The sequence below is a fragment of the Cupriavidus sp. P-10 genome, from assembly GCF_003402535.2.
In the GTDB taxonomy this organism is placed as follows: domain Bacteria; phylum Pseudomonadota; class Gammaproteobacteria; order Burkholderiales; family Burkholderiaceae; genus Cupriavidus.
On record NZ_AP025170.1, the window covers coordinates 483888 to 508202 of the forward strand.

The window sequence follows — 24315 nt, forward strand, 5'->3', positions numbered from 1 at the left end:
GCGGCGCGCGCGCCGGGAAGGGATCGGGATGGCCTGCTCTGGTTCGGGAGACCTTGTGACGATCGGGCGAAACAGAGACGAAACGGAAAAACATGCCCCTGCCGAAACTGCAGCCGGCGATGGATCGGGACATGTGCGAGGCCGAGATTCTACCGCCAAACGGGAGCGACTGCCCAAGAATTGAGCATCGGCGGCGCATTTTGCCCGGCACAACGCCAACAGAACGCCATATCAATCCCGCCATTTCGCCGGCCGCGGGCAATAACAGGCATACGCGGCGGGCGGACCATTACGCGCTGGCGCAATGGTCCGGTTCCTGTGTTGCGCCAGCGCCACTCACGCCAGGCCAGCGCCAGGGACTTTAGCGGCGCATGCCGAACATCATGTGGCGCGCCAGCGCGTGCCGCAGCGGCGGCAGGCAGGCCAGCGCCGCCAGCGACGCCCCGCGGGCATGCGCGGCAAGCGGGTAGGGCACGCCGAACAGGCGCGGCAGCAGGTCGGTGACGCCGATGGTGACCGCGCGGTCGAGCCGATGGCGGCTGGCAAACGCCTGCAGCGCCTGCGGCGTGCAGGCGGCGCGCAGCGAGTCGGCCAGCGCGAAGGCGTCGCGCAGGCCCAGGTTGAGGCCCTGGCCCGCCACCGGGTGCAGCGTCTGCGCCGCATTGCCTACCGCCGCGACGCGGCCGCTGACCGTGACCGGCGCGGCGTTCAGTCCCAGCGGGAAGGCATGGCGCTTGCCCGCCAGCGTGAAATAGCCCATCCGGTCGCCGAAGGCGCGTCCCAGCTCCAGCGCGAACTCCGCGTCGGGCAGGGCCAGCCGCCGTGCGGCCTGTTCCGGCGGGCAGCACCACACCAGCGCGTAGCCCGCGACGCCGTGCTCGTCGTGTGGCAGCAGCGCCAGCGGGCCTTCCTCGGTAAAGCGCTCCCAGGCCCAGCCGGGCTGCGGGCGCGAGCAGGTCACATGGGCGATCACGGCGGTCTGCCCGTAATCGCGCGTACGCGCGCCGCGGCCCTGGTGCCGCGCCTGCTCGTGGAACAGGCCACCCTCGGCCTGTATCGCGAGCCGGGCGAGAAAGCGCACCACCTGGCCGTCATGGGCAGTGCCGGTCAGCTGCACCGTGCCGGCGTCGGCATCGTCGCCGGTGCCGGCCGATGGCGGTTGCTCGATCTGGTCGATGCGGGTCTCGAATACGCGCTGGAGCCTGTCATCCGCGCAGGCCTGCGCGGCGCGCGCGAGGGCGCGTTCGAGCACATCGCACAGCTCGCCATAGCGGACCACATAGCCCAATGCCGGCACGCCGTAGTCGTCATGGTGCAGGCGAACATGGCCGAAGCGGCCGCGCTGCGACACATGGATATGCTCGATCGGGCTGCCGGGCACGGGCCAGGCGCCGATCTGCTCGAGCAACTGGCGGCTGCCGTGCGACAGCGCGATCGCGCGCGGGTCGCGCGCGGCGCGCGCAGGCGTGGCGGCGTCGATCAGCGCGATGCGCCAGTCGGTGGTGCGCAGCAGCTGGCAGGCCAGCGCCAGTCCTACCGGGCCGCCGCCGACGATGGCGATGTCGCGCATCTCAGCTGGCGCGGCCGGCATCGTCACTGCTTCCTGCATTGCCGCCAGGGGCAGCGCCGCCGTCTCCGGCCACTCGCTTCCAGCAGATCGCGTCAGTGCGCGACCTGCCGGCCGCGGCATCGCGCAGCGCGTTGTCGAGCTTCTGCTGGTTGAAGCCGGGCAGCGCGCGCAGTTGCTCGGCCAACGCAGCATAGTTGGCGGCATCGACCGGGACCACGCAACCCTGGCCGCTGTCGGGCGCGCCGACCAGGATCAGCCAGGCAGTGCCGGTCCAGGGCTCGCGGTTGGAGACGCGTACTACGACGCGTTCCAGTGCGTCCCACGCGATTTCCTCGCGCTGGCCATCAGGGCGGTGCACCACCACGCGGTCGTCGTACAGGTTGATGATGAACGGTTCCGACGGGTCGCGCGGTTGCGCGGCCGCGGCCTGGGTGCCGCCCTGTCCGGGGAAGAGTCTGCGCAGCCAACCGGTCATCGCTGGCCTCCGGCATCGCGCATCAGCGCTTCGATCTCGGCGGCATGCACCGGCACGCCGCGGGTGATCAGCTCGCAGTCGCCATCGGTGACCACGGCGTCATCCTCGATGCGGATGCCGATATGCCAGTAGCGCTCCGGCACGTCCTGCGCCGGGCGCACGTAGATGCCGGGCTCGATGGTCAGCACCATGCCCGGCTGCAGCGGCCGCCACGGGCGCTCGCCTTCACCATTATGGCTGGCGACGCGGTACTCGCCCACGTCGTGCACGTCCATGCCAAGCCAGTGCCCGGTGCGGTGCATGTAGAAGCGGCGGTAGCTGCCGCTGGCCAGTACGTCGTCGAGCGTGCCTTCCTTGTTGCGGTCGAGCAGGCCGGTATCGAGCATGCCTTGCGCCAGCACGCGCACGGCGGCATCGTGCGGCACGTTGTAGGGCACGCCGGCGCGGGTCTCGGCGATCGCGGCTTCCTGCGCTGCCACCACCAGGTCATACAGCTCGCGCTGCGCGGGGGAAAAGCGTCCCGACACCGGGAAGGTACGGGTGATGTCCGAGGCGTAGCCGTCAAGCTCGCAGCCGGCGTCGATCAGGCACAGGTCGCCATCCTTCAACTCGGCCGGGCCGGCCCGGTAGTGCAGCACGCAGGCATTGGGGCCGGCCGCGACGATCGAGTTGTAGGCCACGCTCTGCGCGCCGTGGCGGCGGAATTCATAGAGCAGCTCGGCTTCGAGGTGGTATTCGCGCAGGCCGGGGCGCGTGGCCTGCATCGCGCGCGCATGGGCCCCGGCGGAGATTTCGCCCGCGCGGCGCATGATGGCCAGTTCGCCCGCGTCCTTGAACAGCCGCATCTCGTCAAGCAGCGTGCGGATATCGATCGCCACCGACGGCGCGGCCACGCCGGCACGGCCCTGCATGCGCACGGCGTCGAGCCAGCGGCGCATCTGCATGTCGGTGCGGGTCGACTCGGCCAGCGGGTAGGCCACCTGGGCACGATTGGCCAGCAGCGGCGGCAGCGTCGCGTCGATCTCTTCGACCGAATGCGCTTCGTCAAAGCCAAACGCGGCGCGCGCTCCTTCGGGGCCGTAGCGGAAGCCGTCCCAGATTTCGCGCTCTTCGTGCTTGGGGCGGCAGAAGAGGATGCTGCGGTCGGCATCGGCGGGGTCGCCCGGCGCGCCGGCCACCAGCACCAGCACGGCTTCTGGCTCGGTAAATCCGCTCAGGTAATAGAAGTAGCTGTCGTGCCGGTACGGATAGTCGCTGTCGCGGTTGCGCATGGCTTCCGGCGCCGTAGGCAGGATCGCCACGCCACCGCCGCCGGCGCGCAGGTGCTGCAGCACACGGGCGCGGCGTTCGCGGCAGGCGGCGAGGAGGGCGTTGTCGGGTGCGGACATGATGTGGCCTGGTAAGAGGAGGATCAGGCCGATTCTACCGCCGGTAGGCGCGTTGCAGCGGCGGTGAAGCAAAAGGCGCGCAGCGCCACCGCCATGGCGCAGCGCCGGTACCCCTGAACTAACGCCCGACGGAGGCGGCCGGCACAGGTTCAATCCTGGCGTTCAATTCAGCCAGCTGCGCCGGCGTCCCCACGTTTTCCCAGCGCCCGTCGAAGCGTTCGCCGGTGGCGGTGCCATCGGCAATCGCGGCGCGGTAGAAGGGTGTCATCGGAACACGGGTGCCAGCCGCGATGCCGGCAAACAGGCGCGTATCGTACAGGCCGATATTGCCGAAGGTAAGGCGCTCGCCGATGGCCGGGTGCTCGTCCAGCGATAGCCGTCCTTGCGCATCCATGGCGAAGTCGCCGCGCGGATGGAAATCGGGGTTAGGCACCATGACCAGGTGCATGCGCGGCTCGGCGGCGCCGGCCATCGCGGCGGCGCGGGGCAGCAGCGTGCGGAAGTCGTAGTCGCAGAAGATGTCGCCCGACACTGCCAGGAAGATCTCGCCTCGGGCCGGGTCGTGCGAGAGCAGCGGCAGGGCCTTGGCGATGCCGCCGGCGGTTTCCAGCGCCTCGGTTTCGGGCGAGTACGCGATGCGCACCCCGAAGCGGCTGCCGTCGCCGAGCGCGGCTTCGATCTGCTCGCCTAGCCACGCGTGGTTGATGACGATGTCGCGCAGTCCAGCCCGCGCCAGCGCTTCGATCTTCCATACGATCAGCGGCTTGCCGCCCACGGCCAGCAAGGGCTTGGGGCAGGTATCGGTCAGCGGACGCATGCGGTCGCCGCGGCCGGCGGCGAAGATCATGACCTTCATCAGAACAGTGCCTCCAGGGCAAGCAGCGTGGCCATGCCGCCGGCAATGGTCCAGCCGACGCTGCGGGTACGCGCGGCGATCAGGATGGCGACCACGCCGGCCACCAGCCGCGCATTGGTTGGGGTGAGCGCGAGTTCGCCGCCCTGCATCAGCAGGTCGGGGGCGATCAGCGCCGACAGCATGGCGGCCGGCACGAACTGCAGCGCGGTCCGGAACCACGCTGGCAGCCGCACCCGGCCTTCCACGGCGATAAACGACAGGCGGATCAGGAACGTGGCCAGGCCCGCGGCGAGGAAGACCCACAGCAGGGTCATCGAATTCATGCGGCCTCCTTGCCGACCGATCCGGCATGGGCGGCTGCACGCGGGCCCGGGCGGTTTCCTCGGCCCAGCACCAGCATGCCGACGACGATGCCGCCCAGCGCCGCCACCATCAGCCCGAGCTTGTGCGGCAGGCCGAAGCAGGCCACCGCCAATACGCTGGCAGCCACCGCGGCGGCCACATGGGAGCGATGCTTGAGCCCGGGGACGATGATGCCGATGAAGGTCAGCGGCAGGAAAAAGTCGAGTGGCCAGTCGCGCGGCACCTGGGCGCCGACCAGCACGCCGGCCAGCGTCGATACCTGCCAACTGGCCCACAGCGCGAAGCCGCCGCCAAAGTAATACCAGTGACGGTATTGCGCGCGCGGACCCGTATCGCCCAGCCGGCGCGTCATCGCGGCGAAGGCTTCGTCGGTCAGCAGGTAGGCGATCAGCGCTTTCCAGCGGCGTGGCAGGTGTGCCAGCGTGGGCGCTATCGTCGCGGAATACAGCGCATGGCGCAGGTTGACCATAGCCACCGTCAGCGTGATCACCACCGCGGGCGTGCCGGCGGTCCACAGCTGGGTCAGGATCATCTGCGACGCGCCGCCGAACACGATCGCGCTCATGGCACAGGCCAGCCAGGCCGGCATGCCGGCGCCGACTGCCAGCACGCCGTAGATCAGGCCGAACGGCACCACGCCCAGCAGCATCGGCGCGAGCGCGCGCGCGCCTGCCAGCCATTCGCCGAAGGCGGTAATGGCTGGAGGCTGGGCCGGGTCGTTCACGTCAGGCACGGCGTCAGAATGTATAGCCGGCCGGGCTGGCCGCGCCTTCCAGCGCGTCCAGCAGCCGGATCAGCTTGCGCAGCTCGGTATAGCGGCCGGCAACGCTGCGGGTGTACTTCAGCACCAGCGGCAGGTTGGCGAGGTAGCCGTCCTTGCCGTCGCGGTGGTACAGGCGGGCGAAGATGCCCAGCACCTTCAGGTGGCGCTGCAGGCCCATCCATTCGAAATCGCGGTAGAACTCGCCGAAATCCGCGTTGACCGGCAGGCCGGCCTTGCGCGCGCGCTCCCAGTAGCGGATCAGCCAGTCGAGCTGCTGTTCCTCGTCCCATTCGATATAGGCGTCGCGCCACAGCGAGACCGCGTCATAGGTGATCGGGCCGATCACCGCGTCCTGGAAATCCAGCACGCCGGGATTGGCGCCGCCGTCCAGCACCATCAGGTTGCGCGAGTGATAGTCGCGGTGCACGTAGACCTGCGGCTGCGCCAGGTTGTTCTCAAGCAGCGCATCCATCACTTCGCGCAGGTCGGCCTGCTGGCTGTCGGTCAGCGTGGCGCCAAGGTGCCTGGCGACATACCACTGCGGGAACAGGTCGAGCTCGCGCTGCAGCAGCGCGCGGTCGTAGGCGGGCAGCTCGCCGGGGCGCGTGGCGGCCTGGATGCGGACCAGCGCCGCGGCGGCGTCGGCATACATGCCATGGGCGGTGGAATCGTCCAGCCGGGACAGGTAAGTCTGGTTGCCCAGGTCCGCGAGCAGCAGGAAACCCTGCGCCAGGTCCTGCGCCAGCACGGTCGGCACGGTCACGCCTGCGTCGCCGAACAGCTGGCAGACGTGGATGAAGGGTCGGCAGTCCTCATGTGCCGGCGGCGCATCCATGACGATGGCGGTCGGGTGCGCCGGGTTGCCGGTGCGCACGCGGAAATAGCGGCGGAAGCTGGCGTCGGCCGATGCGGGAGCGCAGGAGTCGGGATCGGCGGACCAGGCCGGGCCAAGGCCGGACACCCAGGCCTTGAGCTGGTCCAGGCGCGGGTCGTGGGGAAGAGCTGCCATACAGGAAGGGCGCGGAAAAATATCGTGGAGCGGGGGAAGCCGGCCGCAAGGGCAGGTTTGGTTGCCCCGTATAATACCCGACCAGACCCGGGCGCCGGGCGGCCCCCGGGAGGGGCCTTCGTTGCCCTGCAGCCTGCTCTGGCAGGGGTTGGCGGCTTGCAGGCGGCCGCAGCCCACGCCGAGACTGACAACCCGTGCGAATGACCGAACAACGACGAACACCGAATAACAGGGCCTTGCTTTCGCCTGCCCCCACTGGCGCCGCCGCCCGCGCCAGGCGTGCCGGCCGCCTGAGCGCTGGCCGGCTGCGTCCGCTGGTGCTGGCCATGGCCGGGCTGTCGGCCGGCGCCCAGGCGCAGATGTCGGGCTCGGCGATTCCGGACCTGGACCAGGTCGAGCCGGTGTTCGAAGCCGCGCCGCAGGCGCCCGAACTGCCCGCGGTTTCCGGCGAACTGGTGCCGCGGCTGGCCGAGCCCCCCAAGACCAGCGAGCCTGATTCCGGCGCACCGACGTTCATCGAGGGTGACCGCATGACCGGCTACAGCGAGCGCGGCGTCGAGCTCGAAGGCCATGCCGAGCTGCGTCGCGACGGCGGCGTGGTCAAGGGCGACAAGCTGAGCTACGACCAGGATACCGACGAGGCCCATGCCCAGGGCAACGTGCGGCTGTCGCGCAGCGGCACGCTGGCGGTGGGGCCCGAGGCCAAGCTGAAGGTCGAGGCCAACGAAGGCTACATGCTGTCGCCGGACTACTACTTCCAGCAGACCGGCGGCGCCGGCAAGGCCGAGCGCATCGACTTCCTGGACAAGGACCGCAGCACCATCAAGCGGGCGTCGTACACCACCTGCTCGCCGGACAACGCGGACTGGTATTTCAGCGCGAACCAGATCGACCTGGACAGCGACCGCCAGGTGGGCGTTGCCTATGGCGGCGTGCTGAATTTTTTCGGCGTGCCGATCGCGGCGGCGCCGGCGTTCAGCTTCCCGCTGAACGATGACCGTCGCAGCGGCTTCCTGGCGCCGCTGATGGGCTACGGCTCGCGCTCGGGTTTCGACCTGACGATGCCGTACTACTTCAACATCGCGCCGAACCGCGACCTGACCATCTACCCGCGGCTGATGACGGAGCGGGGCCTGCAGCTGGGCGGCGAGTACCGCTACCTGGGGCAGGGCTACTCCGGCCGCATCCGCGCCGAGTTCCTGCCTGACGACCAGAAGACCAACTCGAACCGCTGGGCCTACTCGATCCAGCACAACCAGAACCTGGCCAAGGGGCTGAACGCCTACCTGAACGTCAACCGGGTCTCGGATGACCAGTACCCGGACGACTTCAACCGCAGCGTGGCGCAGTCCGCGCAGCGCCAGTATGTGCAGGAAGGCGGCGTCACCTACAACTGGCAGGACTTCTTCCTGATGGCGCGGGTGCAGAAATTCCAGACGCTGCGCCCCAGCGAGCCGTCGTACGAGCGCGTGCCGCAGCTCAACGGCAAGTACATCCGCTATGACCTGGGCGGTTTCGACGTGCAGGTGGAGGCGGACTATACGCGCTTCCGAATCCCGCTGACGTCCACGGGCTTCCAGCAGCCGCAGGGCGAGCGCATGTTCATCCAGCCGAGCATCAGCTATCCGATCGTGCGCGCTGGCTGGTACGTGACGCCCAAGGTCACATTCAACGCGACCCAGTACCAGATGGAGTCGCAGGACAATACGCCCAACGCGCAGACCAATTTCTCGCGCGTGCTGCCCACGGTCAGCCTGGATTCGGCCATGACGTTCGAGCGCGATGCGCCGACTGTCAGCCGGCTGTTCGGCGTCAACTACCTGCAGACGCTGGAACCGCGCCTGTTCTACGTGTATACGCCGTTCCGCGATCAGAGCCAGTTTCCGCTGTTCGACACGGTTCAGTCCGACTTCGGTTACGGCCAGATCTTCAGCGAGAACCCGTTCACCGGCTACGACCGGATCGCCGACAACAACAAGATCACCGGCGGCCTGACCACGCGCCTGATCGAGGCCGACTCCGGCATCGAGCGTTTCCGCGGCACCATCGCGCAGCGCTACGACTTCACCGGGCAGCGCGTGCAGATCAATGGCACGCTGGCAGACCCCAAGCCCGGCGCCTCCGATCTGCTCGCGGCGACCACTATCCAGATGTTCCGGGGCTATTACCTGGACATGGGCGTGCAGTACAACCTCGATACCGACCGGGTCAACTACGGCAACGTGGCGTTTTCATACCGCCCCGAGCCGCGCAAGGTCTTCAACGCCGGCTACCGCTACCGCCGTCCGACCGCCGTGACCGACAACACCGCGATCGACCAGTTCGAGCTGTCAGGGCAGTGGCCGATCACGCGGCGCGCCTATGCCATCGCGCGCTTTGCCTTCGACCTGAGCGCCAGCCAGATGGTCGATACGCTGGCCGGCGTCGAATACGCCGCGGACTGCTGGGTCGGCCGCGTGGTCTATCAGCGTTTCCGCAACACCACACAGGGCTACACCGGGCGGGTCTTCCTGCAGGTGGAGTTCCGTGGCCTTTCCAAGATCGGGTCCAATCCGCTGAACATCCTGCGGCTGAACGTGCCGGGCTACGAGCCCGTGTCCGCCAAGCCGGTGCCGACGACCCAGTACGATCACTATGAATGACGGATTAAGATGAAACGTCAAGAATTCGCCGTGTTTTCCTTTCTCATGACGTCGTGGCACCGCCTGCTGCTGCCGGCGGTGCTGGCCGCGGTCGCCGTTCCGGCCGCCGCGCAGCTGAAGGCGCCGGGCGCGGGCCGTGCCACCGGCATCTTCGTGCCGCAGTCGTCCGACGTCACCGCGCCGGCGAGCCAGCCCAAGCTCGGCGTGCCGCAGCCTGGCGACCAGAAGCGCTCGCAGTTGGTGGACGAGGTGGTCGCCGTGGTCAACAGCAGCGTGATCACGCGCCGCGAGCTGCTCGACCGCGCCGACGAAATCGAAGGCCAGCTGCGCGCCGCCGGCCGTCCCGTCCCGCCGCGCGCTGACCTGCTCGGCGAGGTGCTGGAGCGCCTGGTGATGGAACGCGTGCAGACCCAGGCCGCGCAGGAAGCCGGCATCCGCGTGACCGACCAGGAGATCGACCGCGCCATCGAATCGGTGGCGCAGCAGAACCGCATGAACGCCACCGAGCTGCGCCGCCGCGTGGAAGCCAGCGGCATGACCTGGACCAAGTACCGCGACGAACTGCGCAAGCAGGTGCAGGTGATCCGCCTGCGCGAACGCGAGGTCGATTCCAAGGTGCAGGTCTACGACGGCGAGATCGACAACTTCCTGGCTGCCCGCGGTGGCCAGGCCGCGGCCACCGGCCCGACCGAGTACAACGTGGCGCAGATCCTCGTGCGCGTGCCCGAGAATGCCTCGGACGCGCAGAAGCAGGCGCAGCGCGCCAAGGCCGAGGGGCTGCTGAAGCAGGCCCAGGGCGGCGCGGATTTCGCGCAGCTGGCGCAAGCCAATTCGGAAGGCCCCGAAGCCGCGCAGGGCGGCGCCATGGGTTTCCGCGAGATCGGCCGCCTGCCGGCGCTGTTTGCCAACTCGGTGGTCGACCTCCAGCCTGGCGCCCTGGCGCCCCAGGTGGTGGAGAGCGCAGCGGGCTTCCATGTGGTCAAGCTGATCGCCAAGCGTGCCGCGCCGGCATCCGGCCCGGCCGCGGCAGGGAAGATCACCCAGACCCAGGTGCGCCACATCCTGATCCGCACCGGCCCGAACATGCCCGAGGCCGAGGCGCGCCGCCAGCTCAGCACGCTGCGCGATCGCATCACCCACGGCGGCGACTTTGCCGACGCGGCCAAGCGCTTCTCGCAGGACGGCTCGGCGCAGAACGGCGGCGATCTCGGCTGGGTCTCGCCGGGCGAGCTGGTGCCCGAATTCGAGCAGGCCATGAGCCGCCTGCGCCCGAACGAGATCTCCGAGCCGGTGGTCACGCAGTTCGGCGTGCACCTGATCCAGGTGCTGAACCGCCGCGAGACCGAGCTGTCGCCCGAGAAGCAGCGTGACTTCGCGCGCGCCGAGGTCCGCGAGCAGAAGCTGCGGGCCGCGTATGATGACTGGGTGCGCCAGCTTCGCTCGCAGGCGTACGTCGAGTACCGCATCAACCGGCAGCGCTGACACGCGCACTGCCGCCGACCCGCCCACGCCGACATGCCTGACCCGCTATCCCTGGCCATTTCCACCGGCGAGCCCGCCGGCATCGGTCCCGATATCACCATCGGGGCGTTGCTGCAACTCGCCGGCGCCACCCATGGCAACAACGGCGGCAGCGGGCACTACCGCTTCCATGTGCTGGGCGATGCCCGCCTGCTGGCCGAGCGCGCCGCGGCGCTGGGCGTGACCCATGCCTGGGAGCGGCGCATCGCCGCCGGCGACGTGGTGATCGAGGATATCCCGCTGGCGGTCGCGTGCGAACCCGGCCGCCTGGACGCGCGCAACGGCCCCTACGTGCTGGCGCTGCTGGATGCCGCCATTGACGGCTGCCGCGCGCACGGGAAGGCCGCGCCGCGCTATGCGGCCATGGTCACGGCGCCGGTGCAGAAGAGCACCATCAACGACGCCGGCGTGCCGTTTACCGGCCACACCGAATACCTGGCCGACAGCGTCCGCGTGCCGCGCGTGGTGATGATGCTGGCCGGCCCGCAGCCCGCCCACGACAACGCCATGCTGCGCGTGGCGCTGGCGACCACCCACCTGCCGCTGCGCGCGGTGCCGGATGCGCTTTCCATTCCGCTGCTGCTGCAGACACTGGCCATCATCGATGCCGACCTGCGCCGCTACTTTGGCATCGCGCGGCCGCGCATCCTGGTCACGGGCCTGAACCCCCACGCCGGCGAAAGCGGACACATGGGCCGCGAAGAGATCGACGTGATCGTGCCCGCGCTGGCGCAGGCCAAGGATGCCGGCATCGATGCGCGCGGTCCCTTTCCCGCCGACACGCTGTTCCAGCCGCGCCACCTGCGCGATGCCGACTGCGTGCTGGCGATGTACCATGACCAGGGGCTGGCGCCGCTGAAATACGGCACCTTCGGCCACGGCGTGAACATCACGCTGGGGCTGCCTTTCATCCGCACTTCGGTGGATCACGGCACCGCGCTGGACCTGGCCGGCACCGGCCAGGCCGAGCATGGCAGCATGATCGAGGCCATCCGCAGTGCGGTCACCATGGCCGGCCATGCCAACGGCCGCCATCCCGATGGCGCCGGCGCCAGCCATCCGGGCCATACCAATCCTGGCTTGCAGCCGCCTTGCTGAAGCCGGACCTCATGCTGCAACATCGAACCATGCGTTCCAACGTGCACCAGGGCCATGTGGCCCGCAAGCGATTCGGGCAGAACTTCCTGGTCGACGACACCATCATCCACGGCATCGTCAATGCCATCAGTCCGCAGGCCGAAGACGTGCTGGTCGAGATCGGGCCGGGCCTCGGCGCGCTGACCAGCCCGCTGCTCGAACGGATCCCGCAAATGCAGGTGGTCGAACTCGACCGCGACCTGGTCGAGCGCCTGCGTCGCCGCTACGGCGAGCGCCTGCAAGTCCATGCCGGCGACGCGCTGGACTTCGACTTCGGCAAGCTGGAAGTGACGGGGCGGCCGCTGCGCATCGTCGGCAACCTGCCATACAACATTTCCAGCCCGCTGCTGTTCCACCTGATGGAGTTTGCCGACCAGGTGCGCGACCAGCACTTCATGCTGCAGAAGGAAGTGGTGGAGCGCATGGTGGCCGAGCCCGGCAGCAAGGCCTTTGGCCGGCTCTCGATCATGCTGCAGGTGCGCTACTACATGGAGCATGTGCTGGACGTGCCGCCGGGCAGTTTCAACCCGCCGCCCAAGGTCGATTCCGCCGTGGTGCGCATGATCCCGTGGCCGCGGCATAACGATGGCCGCCTGCGCTCGCCGCATGCCGATTGCGACATCACCGTGCTCGGCGACGTGGTCACCGCGGCGTTCTCGCAGCGGCGCAAGGTGCTGCGCAATACGCTGTCGTTCCTGCGCGACCAGGTCGACTTCGACGCGATGGGCTTCGACCTCGGCCGCCGTGCCGAGGAAGTGCCCGTCGGCGAGTATGTCGAACTGGCCCGCCGCCTGGGCGGCGGCGCCGCAGGGCAGGCCGCCTGAAGCCCCAGATCAACGAACCCGAATTCCCGCGACCATTTCGTGCAAGACCGTCCCATGACAGCCCAGTCCCAATCCAGCCAAACCAACCGGCGTCCCGTGATCCTGACCGGCGACCGTCCCACCGGCCCGCTGCACCTCGGCCACTTCGTCGGCTCGCTGCAGAGCCGCGTGGCGCTGCAGGATTCGCATGAGCAGTACCTGCTGCTGGCCGACACCCAGGCCATGACCGACAATGCGCACGATCCCGACAAGGTACGCCGCAACGTGCTGGAAGTGGCGCTGGACTACCTGGCGGTCGGCATCGACCCGGCCAAGACCACCATCACCGTGCAGTCGCACCTGCCGGCGCTGGCCGAGCTGACGCTGATGTACCTGAACTTCGTCACGGTATCGCGGCTGGAGCGCAACCCGACCATCAAGGAAGAGATCCAGGCGCGCGGTTTCGGCCGCGATATCCCGGCCGGGTTCCTGTGTTACCCGGCCGCGCAGGCGGCCGACATTACCGCCTTCAAGGCCCAGGTGGTGCCGGTGGGCGAAGACCAGGCCCCGCTGATCGAGCAGACCAACGAGATCGTGCGCCGCATCAACAACCAGGTCGGCCGCGACATACTGCCGGAGTGCAAGGCGCTGATCCCGAAGTTCGGTCGCCTGCCCGGCGTCGACGGCAAGGCCAAGATGAGCAAGTCGATGGGCAACGCGATCGCGCTGGGCGCGTCGCCTGAGCAGATCAAGGCCGCGGTGCACAGCATGTACACCGATCCGAACCACCTGAAGGTGTCCGATCCGGGCCAGGTCGAGGGCAACGTGGTGTTCACCTACCTGGACGCGTTCGACCCGAACAACGAGGAAGTCGAAGCGCTGAAGGAGCACTATCGCAAGGGCGGCCTGGGCGACATGGTGCTCAAGCGCCGCATCGAAGGCATCCTGCAGGACATGCTGGCCCCGATCCGCGCGCGTCGCGAAGAGCTGGCCAAGAACCCGGACTATGTCTTCGATGTGCTGCGCCAGGGCACGCAGAAGGCGCGCGAGCTGACCCAGCAGACGCTGGAGGAAGTGCGCGACGCACTGGGGATGTTCTCGTTCGAGGCACGCCGCTGAGCGTGGCAATAAAAAACGGCGGCCCCGAGCCGCCGTTTTTATTGCAGGCATCCCGCCACTCACGCCCGCCGATTCACCAGCACAATCCCCGCCAGCACCAGCACGGCCGCCACCGCGAAGCGCGGCCCTACGGAGTCGTGCATCAGCACCACGCCGAAGGCCACGCCAAACAGCGGCGTGAGGAAGGAAAACACCGAAAGCCGCGACGCCAGGTAGCGCCGCAGCAGCCAGAACCATGTCAGGTAGCTCGCAAACGCGATCAGCACCGACTGGTAGAACAGGCTCGCCAGCACCACGCCGTCGATCTGCACGGTCGCGGTCTGGCCCGCGGCCACCGCCATCGCCAGCAGCAGCACCGCCGAGACCGCCAGCTGGTACAGCAGCGTCTTGCTGGCCGGTGCGGTTGCCAGCGGACTGGCGCGCACCACCACGGTGGTAGCGGCCCACAACGCCCCGGCCACGATGCCCAGCGCATCGCCGAGCAGCGTGCTGCCATGGGCCGACGGTGCCGCAATGCCATCGGCAAACGCCAGCGCCATGCCCACGAACGCCAGCGCCACGCCCAGCCATTGCCCGGCGTGCAGCCGCTCGCCGGGAACCACGAAATGCAACCCCAGCGCGGTGAAGATCGGCGCGGTGTACAGGAACACCGCCATGCGCGAAGCCGTGGTGTGGCCCAGCCCGACAAAGATGCAGAAGAACTCGGCGCCGAACAGCAGCCCCGCCAGCAGTCCGGCATTGAGCGTGCCGTCGCGGCGCCAGATCGGCGTGCCGCGCCAGGCGGCAAAGCCGAACACCAGCAGCGCCGCCACTGCCGAGCGCACGCCGGCCTGCAGCACCGCGCCCATCAGCGGCGCGGCCACCTTGATCACTACCTGTTGCAGGCCCCAGCCGGCGCACAGCACCACCATCAGGCCCACCGCCATGCCGTCCAGCGGCCGGCGGGTCAGGGTTTGCGCGTCCACGAGCGCGATGCTCAGGGACGGCTGGCGTCGCGGGTGGAATGGCGCTCGATCAGCTCGATCTTGTAGCCGTCCGGATCTTCGACAAAGGCGATTACGGTGGTGCCGCCCTTGACCGGCCCGGCTTCGCGGGTGACCTTGCCCCCGGCCGCGCGGATGCGCTCGCACGCCGCCGCGGCGTTGTCGGTCTCCAGCGCGATATGGCCGTAGGCGGTGCCCAGGTCATACTGGTCAACGCCGTAGTTGTAGGTCAGTTCCAGCACCGCGGTTTCGGTTTCGGGGCCATAGCCGACGAAGGCGAGGCGGTACTTGTATTCAGGGTTGTCGCTCTCGCGCAGCAGCTGCATGCCGAGAATGCGGGTGTAGAAATCGATGGAGCGCTGCATGTCGCCGACGCGCAGCATGGTGTGGAGGAGTCGCATTTGAGGGCCTTCAACTGTTTTAGGTATTGGAAGGCGCCATTTTAGTGCGTTTGGCCGAAACGCATCGGCTGCTTAAAACGTGGGCAGCAGCTCGGGCGGATGCGCGCGCAGCTGCGCGCGGGCGTCGCGGAATTCCGGGAAGATCGATTCCACGGTCTGCCAGAAGCGCGGCCCGTGGTTCATTTCCTTCAGGTGGGCGAGTTCGTGCGCCGCCACGTAGTCGATCATCGACAGCGGGAAATGCATCAGGCGCCAGTTCAGCCGGATCTTGCCGTCGGCGGTACAGCTGCCCCAGCGCGTTGCCGCCGAAGTCAGCGCAAAGCCGGTATGGCGCACGCCGAGCCTGTCGGCGTAGACGTCGAGCCGCTCGGCCAGCAGCCGGCGCGCCTGCTGCTGCAGCCAGCCCTGCACGCGGTCCTTGATCTGCTGCTCTTCCGCGTGCCCCGGCAGCGCCAGGTGCAGCACGCGGCGGTCTGCGTCGAACAGCAGCGCACCGATCGGTGATTCCAGAGACAGCGTCAGCGGCTTGCCCAGGAAGGGCAGGCTGGCGCCGTCGCGCCACTGCACCGTGGGCAGTACGCGGCGTGCCTCGCGGTGGCGCCATTCGCCAAGCTTGTTGAAGATCCAGCGCTGCTTTTCCAGGATGGCCGATTCGATGTCGGCCAGCGTGACCCAGCGCGGCGCGGTGATCGACAGGCCGCGGTCGTCGATGGTGAAGCCGATGGTACGCCGCGACGAGCGCTTGAGCGTGTAGTGCACCGGGCGCTCGCCCACGTGCAGCAGCCGCGCGTTGGGCTGCGGTACCGGCCATGCCGGCCGTTCCGGCACCGTTGGCGCGAGCGGCACCGACGGTGCGGACGTGGCTGGATGGGCGGACGGGGTCGCCTCCGCCAGCGGCAGCTCCAGCTGCGCGCCGTCGGCGTCGGAGGCGGGGCGCAGCAGCTTCATGCGGCCGGCTCTACCCGTGCTTCGCTGCGGTAGCTGTCCGCGTCGATGCGGCGCATGTCGCGCTCGATCCAGTCGGCCACTTCCTGGTTGAGCTGGTCGGCGGTCTTGTTGGCCGAGGCGATCGGCGGGCCGACCGAGATCGTCACCATGCCCGGGTACTTGAGAAACTTGTTGCGCGGCCAGACCCGGCCCGAGTTGACCGCCATCGGCAGCACCCAGGCACCGGTCTCGACCGCCAGGCGCGCGCCGCCGCTCTTGTAGCGCGTCTTTACCAGCCCCGACGGCGTGCGCGTGCCCTCCGGGAACATGATGATCCAGGCCCCTTCGGCCAGCCGCTCGCGGCCCTGGCGCACGGCCGAGGCGAAGGCGCGGGTGCCTTCCTTGCGATTGATATGGACCATCTTCAGCATGCCCAGCGCCCAGCCAAAGAACGGCACCAGCAGCAGCTCGCGCTTGAACACGAAGCACAGCGGCCTGGGCATCAGCGCCACGTAGGCCACCGTCTCCCATGCCGACTGGTGCTTGGACAGCAGCACCACCGGCTTGTCGAGCATGACATCCATATGCTCATGGCCTTCGATGCGGTACTGGATGCCGCAGATGCCGCGCGCGGCCCAGATCACCAGCCATGGCCAGCCGCGCACGAAGCGGAAGCGCTGGTCGGCATTCATGAAGGGAAACACGAGGAAGCAGGCGCAGGCGTAGGGAGGCGTCAGCACCAGCAGGTACAGCGCAAACAGCAGGGAACGGAGAAACGTCATGCGTGGGGGCGCAAAAAAAAAGGGTCGGTGCCAGCGTCAGCAATGGCTCAATGTGCGGACTCGCGGGTGGCGCCGTCGTTGCCGCCGTCGGTGCCGGTCAGCCAGCGCGCAAAGTCGCGCAGGTCGTCGTGCACCCGCGTGCCGGGGGGCAGGCCGCCTTTGTCGAGGGTCTTCAGGCCTTTGCCGCTGCGCACCAGGTGCGGCGTGCAGCCGACGGCGACACCGGCCTCCAGGTCGCGCAGGGAGTCGCCCACGATCGGCACGCCCTTGAGCTCGACGCCGAAGCGCTCGCTGATCTGTTCGAGCATGCCGGACTTGGGCTTGCGGCAGTCGCAGCCGTCCGCGGCGGTATGCGGGCAGAAGAACACGGCGTCGACGCGGCCGCCCACGCGCGCCAGCGCGGTGTACATCTTCTCGTGCATGGCGTTGAGCGCGCTCATCTCGAACAAGCCGCGGCCGATGCCGGACTGGTTGCTGGCGATCACCACGCGATAGCCGGCCTGGTTCAGCGCTGCAATGGCTTCCAGGCTGCCGTCGATGGGGATCCACTCGTCGGGCGACTTGATGAACTGGTCGCTGTCGAGGTTGACCACCCCGTCGCGGTCCAGGATGACGAACTTGGGCGGCGTCTGCGGCATGTGCGGCTCCGGTATCGCGTGCTGGCGGCGCTCAGGCGGCCAGCTTGGAGATGTCGGCCACGCGGTTGGCCAGCGCATGCAGCGTGGCCAGCAGCGCCAGGCGGTTGGCGCGCAGCTGCGCGTCCTCGGCCATGACCATCACGTCGTTGAAGAAGCGGTCGACGGCATCGCGCAACTGGGCCAGGTCGCGCAGCGCGGCGGTGAAATCGCCGCTGGCGAAGGCAGCTTCCACGGCCGGACGCACTTTCTCGATCGCCGCGTGCAGCGCGCTTTCGGCCTCTTCCTGGAACAGCGCCGGGTTCACCGCGCCGACCGGCTCGGTGTTCTTGCGCAGGATATTGGTGATGCGCTTGTTGGCGGCGGCCAGGGCCTCGGCCTCGGGCAGCGCGGCGAAGGTGCGCACCGCTTCCATGCGGCCCAGCACGTCGTGCAGCTGGTCGGGGCGCAGGCTGACCACGGCCTCGACCTCGTTGGTGGTGTAGCCCTTTTCCTTCAGGTAGCCGCGCACGCGGTCATACAGGAAGTCGGCGATGGCGTCCGGCGCCGGCTTGACCGCAGCGATGCCTGCGAACGTCTGCTGCGTCAGCGCCAGCAGCCCGGTCACCGACAGCGCCAGCGGCTTCTCGATCAGCATGCGCAGGATGCCCAGCGCATGGCGGCGCAGCGCGAACGGGTCTTTCTCGCCGGTCGGCTGCAGGCCGATTCCCCAGATGCCGACCAGCGTTTCCAGCTTGTCGGCCAGCGCCACCGCGGTGCTGACCGAGCCTTCGGGCAGCGCGTCGCCGGCAAAGCGCGGGCGGTAGTGCTCGGAGCAGGCCAGCGCCACGTCTTCGGCTTCGTCGTCGTGGCGGGCGTAGTACGTGCCCATGGTGCCCTGCAGCTCGGGAAACTCGCCCACCATGTCGGTCAGCAGGTCGGCCTTGGCCAGCTCGGCGCCGCGCATCGCGGCCGCCTTGTCGGTGGCCACGCCGGCGGCGTTGAGCGCATCGGCGACATGGCCGGCGATCTGCTGCAGGCGCTGCACGCGGTCCAGCTGCGTGCCGATCTTGTTGTGGTAGACCACGCTGGCCAGCTGCGGCACGCGCGAAGCCAGCGTCTTCTTGCGGTCCTGGTCGAAGAAGAACTTGGCATCGGCCAGGCGCGGGCGCACCACGCGCTCGTTGCCGGTGATGATCGACTGCGGCGTCTCGGTGGCCAGGTTGGAGACGATCAGGAAGCGGTTGCGCAGGTGGCCGTCGGCATCGGTCAGCGCAAAGTACTTCTGGTTGGTCTGCATCGTCAGGATCAGGCATTCCTGCGGCACGGCCAGGAAGGCTTCCTCGAAGTGGCAGGCGTAGACCACCGGCCATTCCACCAGCGAGTTGACTTCATCGAGCAGCGACTCGGGCATGATCACCTGGTCGGCGCCGGCCTCGGCCAGCAGCGCGGTGCGCATGCGCTCGCGGCGCTCGGCATAGCTCGCCAGCACGCGGCCGGCCGATTCGAGCTGCTTCGCATAGTCGTTGGCATGCGCGATCTCGATCGTGCCATGCGACAAAAAGCGGTGGCCCTGCGTCACGTTGCTGGCCTGCAGGCCCAGCAACGACACCGGCAGGATCTCGCTGCCGAACAGCGCGATCAGGCTGTGCGCCGGGCGCACGAAGTGCACGGTGCTGCCGTCCGGGCGCTGGTAGCTCATCAGCTTGGGGATGGGCAGCTTGGCGATGGTGTCTTCCAGCGCCGCCTGCAGCCCGGCGGCCAGTTCGGCGCCGCGCGCGGTGTAGCGGTAGAAGAAGGCTTCGGCCTTGCCGTCGGAGGCGCGCTCCAGCGACTGCCAGTCGATCTCGGCGACGCCGACCGACTTGGCCAGCGCGGCCAGCTTCTTGGCCAGCGGCGGGGTGGGCTCGCCGTTGGCGCCAAGCGCCACCGACAGCGGCAGGACCTTCTCGCGCTGCTCGCGGTCGGGCGCGCTGCGGCGCACGCCCGACACCAGCGCGGCCAGCCGGCGCGGCGTGGCGAACGGGGTCACGGTGGCACCCGGCTCAAGCAGGTCGCGCTCGCCCAGGCCGGCGAACAGGCCCTGCGCGAAGGCGTCGCCCAGACGCGCCAGCGCCTTGGGAGGCAGCTCTTCGGTGAACAGTTCGATCAGCAGCGAGTCGGTCATGGGTTGCGACATGAATCGTATCCAACAGGTTGTGGCGCGCGCGGCTGTCAGCAGCGCGGCGAATGATTAGGTTCCACTCCGGACAGCAGCCACAGGCCGTTCTGTTGCCGGAATTGCAGCGTGGTGAAGGCGCATTGCGCGGCCGCCGCGGCGCTGGCCGCACCGTTGCTGCCGCCGCGGCTGCCCGCTGCGGGGAAGCGCGCGTCGATGCGGCGCAGGCGCTTGTCGTAGCGGATTTCGTCGATGCGCCCGCCCACCCAGAAATCGATCTTCGGCGGCAACTGGGCCGCCGAGTAGTAGGTCTTGGTCTTGCGCCGGGTGCGGCCGTTGGTGGTTTCCACCTCCACCCAGGTCAGCGGGTAGCGGATCGCGCTTTCGTAGGCGCGCAGCGGCACGCGGTGCCAGCCCAGGTCGCGCTGGCCCGACAGGTCGCAGGCGAACGAGCGCACCAGCTGCGCCCACTGGTCGAGCGCGTTCAGCGACGGGCGCCAGTGGCGCGCCATGGCCAGTTGCAGCGCCTGCGGGTCGGCCTCGCACACATTGCTCAGTTCGGCCGGCAGCAGCAGCGCCTGCGGCGCGGGGGCGGCCACGGCGCGCGCGCCGGCGGCATTGCCCGCAGCCGACAGCGTGGCGATGGCCAAGGCGCAGCTCAGCGCGCTGCGCACCAGTTGCGTCATGCCCGGGCTCCGCCGTTGCCGCACATCGGGAAGCCGAGGGCTTCGCGCGAATCGTAGTAAGCCTGCGCCACCTGGCGCGACAGGTTGCGGATGCGGCCGATATAGGCGGCGCGCTCGGTCACCGAGATGGCACCGCGGGCGTCCAGCAGGTTGAACGTGTGCGCGGCCTTCAGTACCTGCTCATAGGCGGGCAGCGCCAGGCGCGTGCCGGTGGCCTGGCTCGCGTCGGAGCGGTCGGTGCCCTCGGCGCCGTCTGCATTGCCCATCAGCCGCTTGGCCTCGCCCTCGTGCTCGGCAAAATGGCGGAACAGGATTTCGGTGTTGCTGTGCTCGAAGTTGTAGGTCGACTGCTCGACCTCGTTCTGGTGGTACACGTCGCCGTAGGTCAGGCGGCGCGTCTCGCCGTTCTCGACCCACTCGGTCCAGATGAGGTCATAGACGTTCTCGACCTTCTGCAGGTACATCGCCAGGCGCTCGATGCCGTAGGTGATCTCGCCCGTGATCGGCTTGCAGTCGATGCCGCCGACCTGCTGGAAGTAGGTGAACTGGGTCACTTCCATGCCGTTGAGCCAGACTTCCCACCCCAGCCCCCACGCGCCCAGCGTCGGGTTCTCCCAGTCGTCCTCGACGAAGCGGATGTCATTCTGCTTCAGGTCCAGGCCCAGCGCCTCGAGCGAGCCCAGGTACAGCTCGAGGATGTTCTCGGGCGCGGGCTTGAGCACCACCTGGTACTGGTAGTAGTGCTGCAGGCGGTTGGGGTTCTCGCCATAGCGGCCGTCCTTCGGGCGCCGCGACGGCTGCACATAGGCGGCGCGCCACGGCTCGGGGCCGATCGCGCGCAGGAAGGTATGCACGTGGGAAGTGCCGGCGCCGACCTCCAGATCGATGGGTTGCAACAGCGCGCAACCCTGCCGGTCCCAGTAGGCCTGCAGGGTCAGAATCATTTGTTGGAAGGTCAGCATATGAAGGCTAGGTAGTGGCTGATCGGTCGGCTGGGGGCGAGTTTGCGCCGCCCGGCGTGCTGGCGGCGCAGCGCGTGCCGGGGCCGCCGCATACGGATTTTGCCAAACCCTGAATTCTATCGGCTTTTTGGCCGCTCGCCCCGTTTGGCGGGGTGTGGGCGGGTGGGCGGGGGTGCGCGCGGATGTCGGTCTTTCGCAACGCATGGGGAAAATACCGACCCCATTTTCAAGTTGCGGGAACGCTAGCCGATAACGTTTTTGTATACAGTATGAATAAGCAACCCGTTCGAGAGTGTTGCGGTTGGCAGGCCTAGCCGTCCTGCCGGTAGACGATTAACGATGGGGACTTGGGATCATGGCACTCCTTTCTCGCAAACCTTACCTGGTCGCAATCGCGGTCATGATCGCCGCGGCCGTCGTGTCGGTCGCGACCGGGCTGCTGAACTGACGCAGCCGGCGCGCGCCTGACGCGCCACGGACGCCGCGGGTCGGGAATCCGTGGCGCGGGGATTGCTGCGCCAACCGCGCCCGCGAGGTCTGGGCTTCAGCCCGCGCGCCGCGCGCGCCAGGCAGCCGCGCCCAGCACCAGCGCAAACAGCGCCAGCACCGGCGCGTTCCCCCAGCGGATATAAGGGGTCAGCCCCTGCATGCCCTGCACCTCGGCCACCAGCGTGCCGACCGTGAAGGTGGGCAGGCGCGCCTGCACGGTGCCGTCCGGGCGTACCACCGCGGTCATGCCGGTATTGGTCGAGCGCAGCATCGGACGGCGCGTTTCCAGCGCGCGCATGCGCGAGATCTGCAGGTGCTGGTCCAGCGCGATGGTGTCGCCGAACCAGGCCAGGTTGGTCAGGTTGGCCAGCACGTTGGCGGGCGCGGGCTGCTGGCGCAGCGTCTGCGCGATCTCCTCGCCGAACAGATCCTCGTAGCAGATATTGGGTGCGACGCGTACGCCGCGCACCGGCAATGAAGGCTGGTCGAGACCGCCGCGGCGGAAATCGCCCAGCGGCATCTTCATCATGTCGACGAACCAGCGGAAGCCCAGCGGGATGAATTCGCCGAACGGCACCAGGTGGTGCTTGTTGTAGCGGTACAGGCGCTCGGTCAGCGGTCCCAGCCCGAACACACTGTTGGTGAAATCGACCGGCGAATCCGCGCCCGCCGCGCCGAACAGCACCGTGGTGCCGCTCTGCAGCGCGTAGTCGCGCACCGCCACGGCGACGTCGACGGGCAGGTCCTGCAGTATCACCGGGAAGGCGGTTTCTGGCGTCACCACCAGGTCGGCGGGCGCGGCGGTGATCATGTCGCGGTACAGCGCAATCGAGCGCTGGATGCCGGCGGCCTCGAACTTGATGTCCTGCGGCACGTTGCCCTGCAGCAGCCGCACCGTCAGCGGCTTGCCGGCCGGCGTGGTCCAGGCCAGCGGCGACAGCACCCCGCCAAGCGCCGGCAGCAGCAGTGCCAGCGCCAGCGATGCGACGGCAAGCGTGCGGGCACCGTGCCCCAGCCCGCGCACCGCGCCGGCCAGCAGGGCGGCAATGGCCGCCGCCAGCGCGCCGATGCCGTAGACACCAACCAGCGGCGCATAGCCGGCCAGGGGCCCGTCGGTATGGGCATAACCGCCGGACAGCCATGGAAAACCCGTGAAGACGACGCCGCGCAGCCACTCCGACAAGCCCCACGCAGCCCCGAACGCCAGCGGCGCGAGCAGCGCCGCGGCCCATGTGCCGGCACGCAGCCGTGCCGTCAGCCGGTGCCACAGCGCGCCCGCCAGCGCCGGCCACAGCGCCAGGTAGCCCGAGAACAGCACCACCGCCAGCGCCGCCATCCACGCCGGCATCTCGCCGTAGACGTGCATGCTGATATAGAGCCACCAGATGCCGGACAGGAACCAGCCCACGCCGAAGGCAAAACCGGTGGCCGCGGCGATGCGCGCGCGCGGCGCGTCGGCCATCAGCGCGGCCAGGCCGGCCAGCGACAGGATCTGCAGCCACCACCAGTCATGCGGAGCGAAGGCCTGCGTATGTGCGACGCCGAGCACGCCGGCCAGCAGCAGCCGGGCCATGGCGGCGGCACGCGAACGCGCGCCGGGCACGCTGTCAGCACCGGCGTCGGCAGCAGCGGCGCCGTTGGGAATCGGGGCGGGATGCTTCATGCGCCGGCAGCGCTCGCGCCGTCAGCCAGGGACTCGCGGCGCACCTGCAGCAGGTGCACCTGCCGCGCGTCGGCGCGCAGCACTTCGAAGCGGATCGGCGGCAGGGTGATGACCTCGCCGCGGTGGGGCACGTGGCCCACATGGTTGGACAGCAGTCCGCCCACGGTGTCGACATCGTGGTCGGAAAAGCCGGTACCGAAGGCTTCGTTGAACTGGGCGATCTCGGTCAGGCCGTGCACGCGCCAGCTGCCGTCGGGCATCGGCAGGATATTGTCCTGGTCTTCGTCCAGGTCGAACTCATCCTCGATATCGCCGACGATCTGCTCGAGAACGTCCTCGATCGTCACCAGCCCGGCCACGCCGCCGTATTCATCCACGACGATGGCGATATGGTTGCGGTTGATGCGGAATTCACGCAGCAGGATATTCAGGCGCTTGGATTCGGGGATGAACACCGCCGGCCGCAGCGTTTCGCGCAGGTCGAAGGCGGGATCGGTGTAATAACGCAGCAGGTCCTTGGCCAGCAGGATGCCGATGATATTGTCACGGCTGCCTTCATAGACCGGAAAGCGCGAGTGCGCGGTCTGCTGCATGAACGGGATGAAGGTCTCCGGCGCGTCGACGATATTGACCATATCCATCTGCGCGCGCGGCACCATGATGTCGCCGGCGGTCAGTTCGGAGACCTGGAACACGCCCTCGATCATCGACAGCGAATCGGCGTCGATCAGGTTGCGCTCATGCGCGTCCTGGAGCACTTCGAGCAATTCGGCGCGGGTGTCCGGCTCGGGGGAAATCAGGTCTGACAGGCGTTCGAGAAGCGATCTGGGGCGATCGGTCTGCTTCAGGTAAGCGGGCTTCGAACTGGGATAGGGGTCGTTCATTTCGCGGCGAGCGCGTGGTGGAGATCGACTGAAGGATACACCAAAAGGCTGTCGGTCCCGTGACAGCCGCCGGGTGGCGGCTGCTGAATATGATGCTGGCTGCACTTGTCTGGTGCCGCC

General features: G+C 68.6%; 22 protein-coding genes. 5 read left to right on the forward strand and 17 right to left on the reverse strand.

What is annotated here, in order from left to right; all coding sequences use genetic code 11:
• Positions 1-361 precede the first annotated feature (361 nt).
• The 7 genes from CTP10_RS02270 to CTP10_RS02300 all read right to left on the reverse strand — a co-directional run bounded on the left by CTP10_RS02270 (position 362) and on the right by CTP10_RS02300 (position 6424).
• On the reverse strand, positions 362-1591 hold the full coding sequence (locus CTP10_RS02270) for a UbiH/UbiF/VisC/COQ6 family ubiquinone biosynthesis hydroxylase (RefSeq protein ID WP_116317132.1): 1230 nt from the start codon (positions 1589-1591) through the stop codon (positions 362-364).
• On the reverse strand, positions 1572-2045 hold the full coding sequence (locus CTP10_RS02275; protein WP_116317133.1) for a hypothetical protein: 474 nt from the start codon (positions 2043-2045) through the stop codon (positions 1572-1574). The genes CTP10_RS02270 and CTP10_RS02275 overlap by 20 nt, the downstream gene beginning before the upstream one ends.
• The gene (locus CTP10_RS02280; RefSeq protein ID WP_116317134.1) at positions 2042-3433 is read right to left on the reverse strand and encodes an aminopeptidase P N-terminal domain-containing protein; all 1392 of its coding nucleotides are present in this window, start codon (positions 3431-3433) and stop codon (positions 2042-2044) included. Before CTP10_RS02280 ends, CTP10_RS02275 begins: the two co-directional genes overlap by 4 nt.
• Before the next feature lie 118 nt (positions 3434-3551).
• Positions 3552-4289, reverse strand: coding sequence for an N-acetylmuramate alpha-1-phosphate uridylyltransferase MurU (gene murU / locus CTP10_RS02285; RefSeq protein WP_116317135.1), 738 nt, complete (start codon positions 4287-4289; stop codon positions 3552-3554).
• Complete coding sequence (locus CTP10_RS02290; protein ID WP_116317136.1) at positions 4289-4612, reverse strand: AzlD domain-containing protein; 324 nt, start codon at positions 4610-4612, stop codon at positions 4289-4291. Before CTP10_RS02290 ends, murU begins: the two co-directional genes overlap by 1 nt.
• Positions 4609-5301: an AzlC family ABC transporter permease gene (locus CTP10_RS02295; protein WP_233527972.1), complete on the reverse strand. Its 693-nt coding sequence runs from the start codon at positions 5299-5301 to the stop codon at positions 4609-4611. Before CTP10_RS02295 ends, CTP10_RS02290 begins: the two co-directional genes overlap by 4 nt.
• Positions 5302-5389: 88 nt before the next feature.
• Positions 5390-6424, reverse strand: a complete 1035-nt coding sequence (locus tag CTP10_RS02300; protein ID WP_116317138.1) for an aminoglycoside phosphotransferase family protein — start codon at positions 6422-6424, stop codon at positions 5390-5392.
• Between the two features lie 200 nt (positions 6425-6624).
• Here CTP10_RS02300 and CTP10_RS02305 point away from each other — a divergent pair, with 200 nt between their 5' ends.
• From CTP10_RS02305 to trpS, 5 genes are read left to right on the forward strand one after another with little or no spacing between them, the layout of a single operon-like run.
• Entirely contained in the window at positions 6625-9066 is a 2442-nt protein-coding gene (locus CTP10_RS02305; protein ID WP_116317139.1) for an LPS-assembly protein LptD, read from the forward strand.
• A gap of 9 nt (positions 9067-9075) precedes the next feature.
• On the forward strand, positions 9076-10548 hold the full coding sequence (locus CTP10_RS02310; RefSeq protein ID WP_116317140.1) for a peptidylprolyl isomerase: 1473 nt from the start codon (positions 9076-9078) through the stop codon (positions 10546-10548).
• A gap of 33 nt (positions 10549-10581) precedes the next feature.
• Positions 10582-11685, forward strand: coding sequence for a 4-hydroxythreonine-4-phosphate dehydrogenase PdxA (gene pdxA / locus CTP10_RS02315; RefSeq protein ID WP_116317141.1), 1104 nt, complete (start codon positions 10582-10584; stop codon positions 11683-11685).
• 29 nt (positions 11686-11714) lie between these two features.
• Entirely contained in the window at positions 11715-12548 is an 834-nt protein-coding gene (gene rsmA, locus CTP10_RS02320) for a 16S rRNA (adenine(1518)-N(6)/adenine(1519)-N(6))-dimethyltransferase RsmA (protein ID WP_116317818.1), read from the forward strand.
• Positions 12549-12602: 54 nt separating this feature from the next.
• Positions 12603-13646, forward strand: a complete 1044-nt coding sequence (trpS, locus tag CTP10_RS02325; RefSeq protein WP_116317142.1) for a tryptophan--tRNA ligase — start codon at positions 12603-12605, stop codon at positions 13644-13646.
• Between the two features lie 59 nt (positions 13647-13705).
• On the opposite strand, the gene CTP10_RS02330 is transcribed toward trpS, so the two are convergent.
• The 10 genes from CTP10_RS02330 to CTP10_RS02375 form a co-directional block, all read right to left on the reverse strand.
• Positions 13706-14572: a DMT family transporter gene (locus CTP10_RS02330; protein ID WP_199414511.1), complete on the reverse strand. Its 867-nt coding sequence runs from the start codon at positions 14570-14572 to the stop codon at positions 13706-13708.
• Positions 14573-14622: 50 nt separating this feature from the next.
• Entirely contained in the window at positions 14623-15030 is a 408-nt protein-coding gene (gloA, locus tag CTP10_RS02335; RefSeq protein WP_116317144.1) for a lactoylglutathione lyase, read from the reverse strand.
• A gap of 72 nt (positions 15031-15102) precedes the next feature.
• Positions 15103-15978, reverse strand: coding sequence for a M48 family metallopeptidase (locus CTP10_RS02340; RefSeq protein ID WP_116317145.1), 876 nt, complete (start codon positions 15976-15978; stop codon positions 15103-15105).
• The gene (locus tag CTP10_RS02345; protein WP_116317146.1) at positions 15975-16739 is read right to left on the reverse strand and encodes a lysophospholipid acyltransferase family protein; all 765 of its coding nucleotides are present in this window, start codon (positions 16737-16739) and stop codon (positions 15975-15977) included. Before CTP10_RS02345 ends, CTP10_RS02340 begins: the two co-directional genes overlap by 4 nt.
• A 47-nt stretch (positions 16740-16786) precedes the next feature.
• Positions 16787-17377, reverse strand: coding sequence for a D-glycero-beta-D-manno-heptose 1,7-bisphosphate 7-phosphatase (gmhB, locus tag CTP10_RS02350; RefSeq protein WP_116317147.1), 591 nt, complete (start codon positions 17375-17377; stop codon positions 16787-16789).
• 31 nt (positions 17378-17408) lie between these two features.
• A complete protein-coding gene (gene glyS / locus CTP10_RS02355) occupies positions 17409-19532 on the reverse strand; it encodes a glycine--tRNA ligase subunit beta (RefSeq protein ID WP_116317148.1) in 2124 nt (707 codons plus the stop codon).
• Between the two features lie 35 nt (positions 19533-19567).
• Positions 19568-20197 carry a hypothetical protein gene (locus CTP10_RS02360; RefSeq protein ID WP_116317149.1) on the reverse strand — a complete coding sequence of 210 codons (630 nt, stop codon included), beginning with the start codon at positions 20195-20197 and terminating at the stop codon, positions 19568-19570.
• Positions 20194-21159: a glycine--tRNA ligase subunit alpha gene (gene glyQ / locus CTP10_RS02365; protein ID WP_116317150.1), complete on the reverse strand. Its 966-nt coding sequence runs from the start codon at positions 21157-21159 to the stop codon at positions 20194-20196. The genes CTP10_RS02360 and glyQ overlap by 4 nt, the downstream gene beginning before the upstream one ends.
• A 544-nt stretch (positions 21160-21703) precedes the next feature.
• Positions 21704-23311, reverse strand: a complete 1608-nt coding sequence (gene lnt / locus CTP10_RS02370; protein WP_116317151.1) for an apolipoprotein N-acyltransferase — start codon at positions 23309-23311, stop codon at positions 21704-21706.
• On the reverse strand, positions 23308-24195 hold the full coding sequence (locus CTP10_RS02375; RefSeq protein ID WP_116317152.1) for an HlyC/CorC family transporter: 888 nt from the start codon (positions 24193-24195) through the stop codon (positions 23308-23310). Before CTP10_RS02375 ends, lnt begins: the two co-directional genes overlap by 4 nt.
• Positions 24196-24315: the final 120 nt, after the last annotated feature.

Excerpts from the sequence above, each read along its gene's own strand:
- CTP10_RS02310 (WP_116317140.1), top strand. The coding sequence starts at position 9,076 with ATGAAACGTCAAGAATTCGCCGTGTTTTCCTTTCTCATGACGTCGTGG.
- CTP10_RS02345 (WP_116317146.1), bottom strand. The coding sequence starts at position 16,739 with ATGACGTTTCTCCGTTCCCTGCTGTTTGCGCTGTACCTGCTGGTGCTG.
- trpS (WP_116317142.1), top strand. The coding sequence starts at position 12,603 with ATGACAGCCCAGTCCCAATCCAGCCAAACCAACCGGCGTCCCGTGATC.
- CTP10_RS02300 (WP_116317138.1), bottom strand. The coding sequence starts at position 6,424 with ATGGCAGCTCTTCCCCACGACCCGCGCCTGGACCAGCTCAAGGCCTGG.
- glyS (WP_116317148.1), bottom strand. The coding sequence starts at position 19,532 with ATGTCGCAACCCATGACCGACTCGCTGCTGATCGAACTGTTCACCGAA.
- CTP10_RS02340 (WP_116317145.1), bottom strand. The coding sequence starts at position 15,978 with ATGAAGCTGCTGCGCCCCGCCTCCGACGCCGACGGCGCGCAGCTGGAG.
- murU (WP_116317135.1), bottom strand. The coding sequence starts at position 4,289 with ATGAAGGTCATGATCTTCGCCGCCGGCCGCGGCGACCGCATGCGTCCG.
- CTP10_RS02330 (WP_199414511.1), bottom strand. The coding sequence starts at position 14,572 with ATGGCGGTGGGCCTGATGGTGGTGCTGTGCGCCGGCTGGGGCCTGCAA.
- CTP10_RS02375 (WP_116317152.1), bottom strand. The coding sequence starts at position 24,195 with ATGAACGACCCCTATCCCAGTTCGAAGCCCGCTTACCTGAAGCAGACC.
- CTP10_RS02305 (WP_116317139.1), top strand. The coding sequence starts at position 6,625 with ATGACCGAACAACGACGAACACCGAATAACAGGGCCTTGCTTTCGCCT.
- pdxA (WP_116317141.1), top strand. The coding sequence starts at position 10,582 with ATGCCTGACCCGCTATCCCTGGCCATTTCCACCGGCGAGCCCGCCGGC.
- CTP10_RS02270 (WP_116317132.1), bottom strand. The coding sequence starts at position 1,591 with ATGCCGGCCGCGCCAGCTGAGATGCGCGACATCGCCATCGTCGGCGGC.
- CTP10_RS02360 (WP_116317149.1), bottom strand. The coding sequence starts at position 20,197 with ATGACGCAACTGGTGCGCAGCGCGCTGAGCTGCGCCTTGGCCATCGCC.
- CTP10_RS02295 (WP_233527972.1), bottom strand. The coding sequence starts at position 5,301 with ATGCTGCTGGGCGTGGTGCCGTTCGGCCTGATCTACGGCGTGCTGGCA.
- CTP10_RS02280 (WP_116317134.1), bottom strand. The coding sequence starts at position 3,433 with ATGTCCGCACCCGACAACGCCCTCCTCGCCGCCTGCCGCGAACGCCGC.
- gmhB (WP_116317147.1), bottom strand. The coding sequence starts at position 17,377 with ATGCCGCAGACGCCGCCCAAGTTCGTCATCCTGGACCGCGACGGGGTG.
- lnt (WP_116317151.1), bottom strand. The coding sequence starts at position 23,311 with ATGAAGCATCCCGCCCCGATTCCCAACGGCGCCGCTGCTGCCGACGCC.
- glyQ (WP_116317150.1), bottom strand. The coding sequence starts at position 21,159 with ATGCTGACCTTCCAACAAATGATTCTGACCCTGCAGGCCTACTGGGAC.
- CTP10_RS02275 (WP_116317133.1), bottom strand. The coding sequence starts at position 2,045 with ATGACCGGTTGGCTGCGCAGACTCTTCCCCGGACAGGGCGGCACCCAG.
- CTP10_RS02290 (WP_116317136.1), bottom strand. The coding sequence starts at position 4,612 with ATGAATTCGATGACCCTGCTGTGGGTCTTCCTCGCCGCGGGCCTGGCC.
- gloA (WP_116317144.1), bottom strand. The coding sequence starts at position 15,030 with ATGCGACTCCTCCACACCATGCTGCGCGTCGGCGACATGCAGCGCTCC.
- rsmA (WP_116317818.1), top strand. The coding sequence starts at position 11,715 with ATGCGTTCCAACGTGCACCAGGGCCATGTGGCCCGCAAGCGATTCGGG.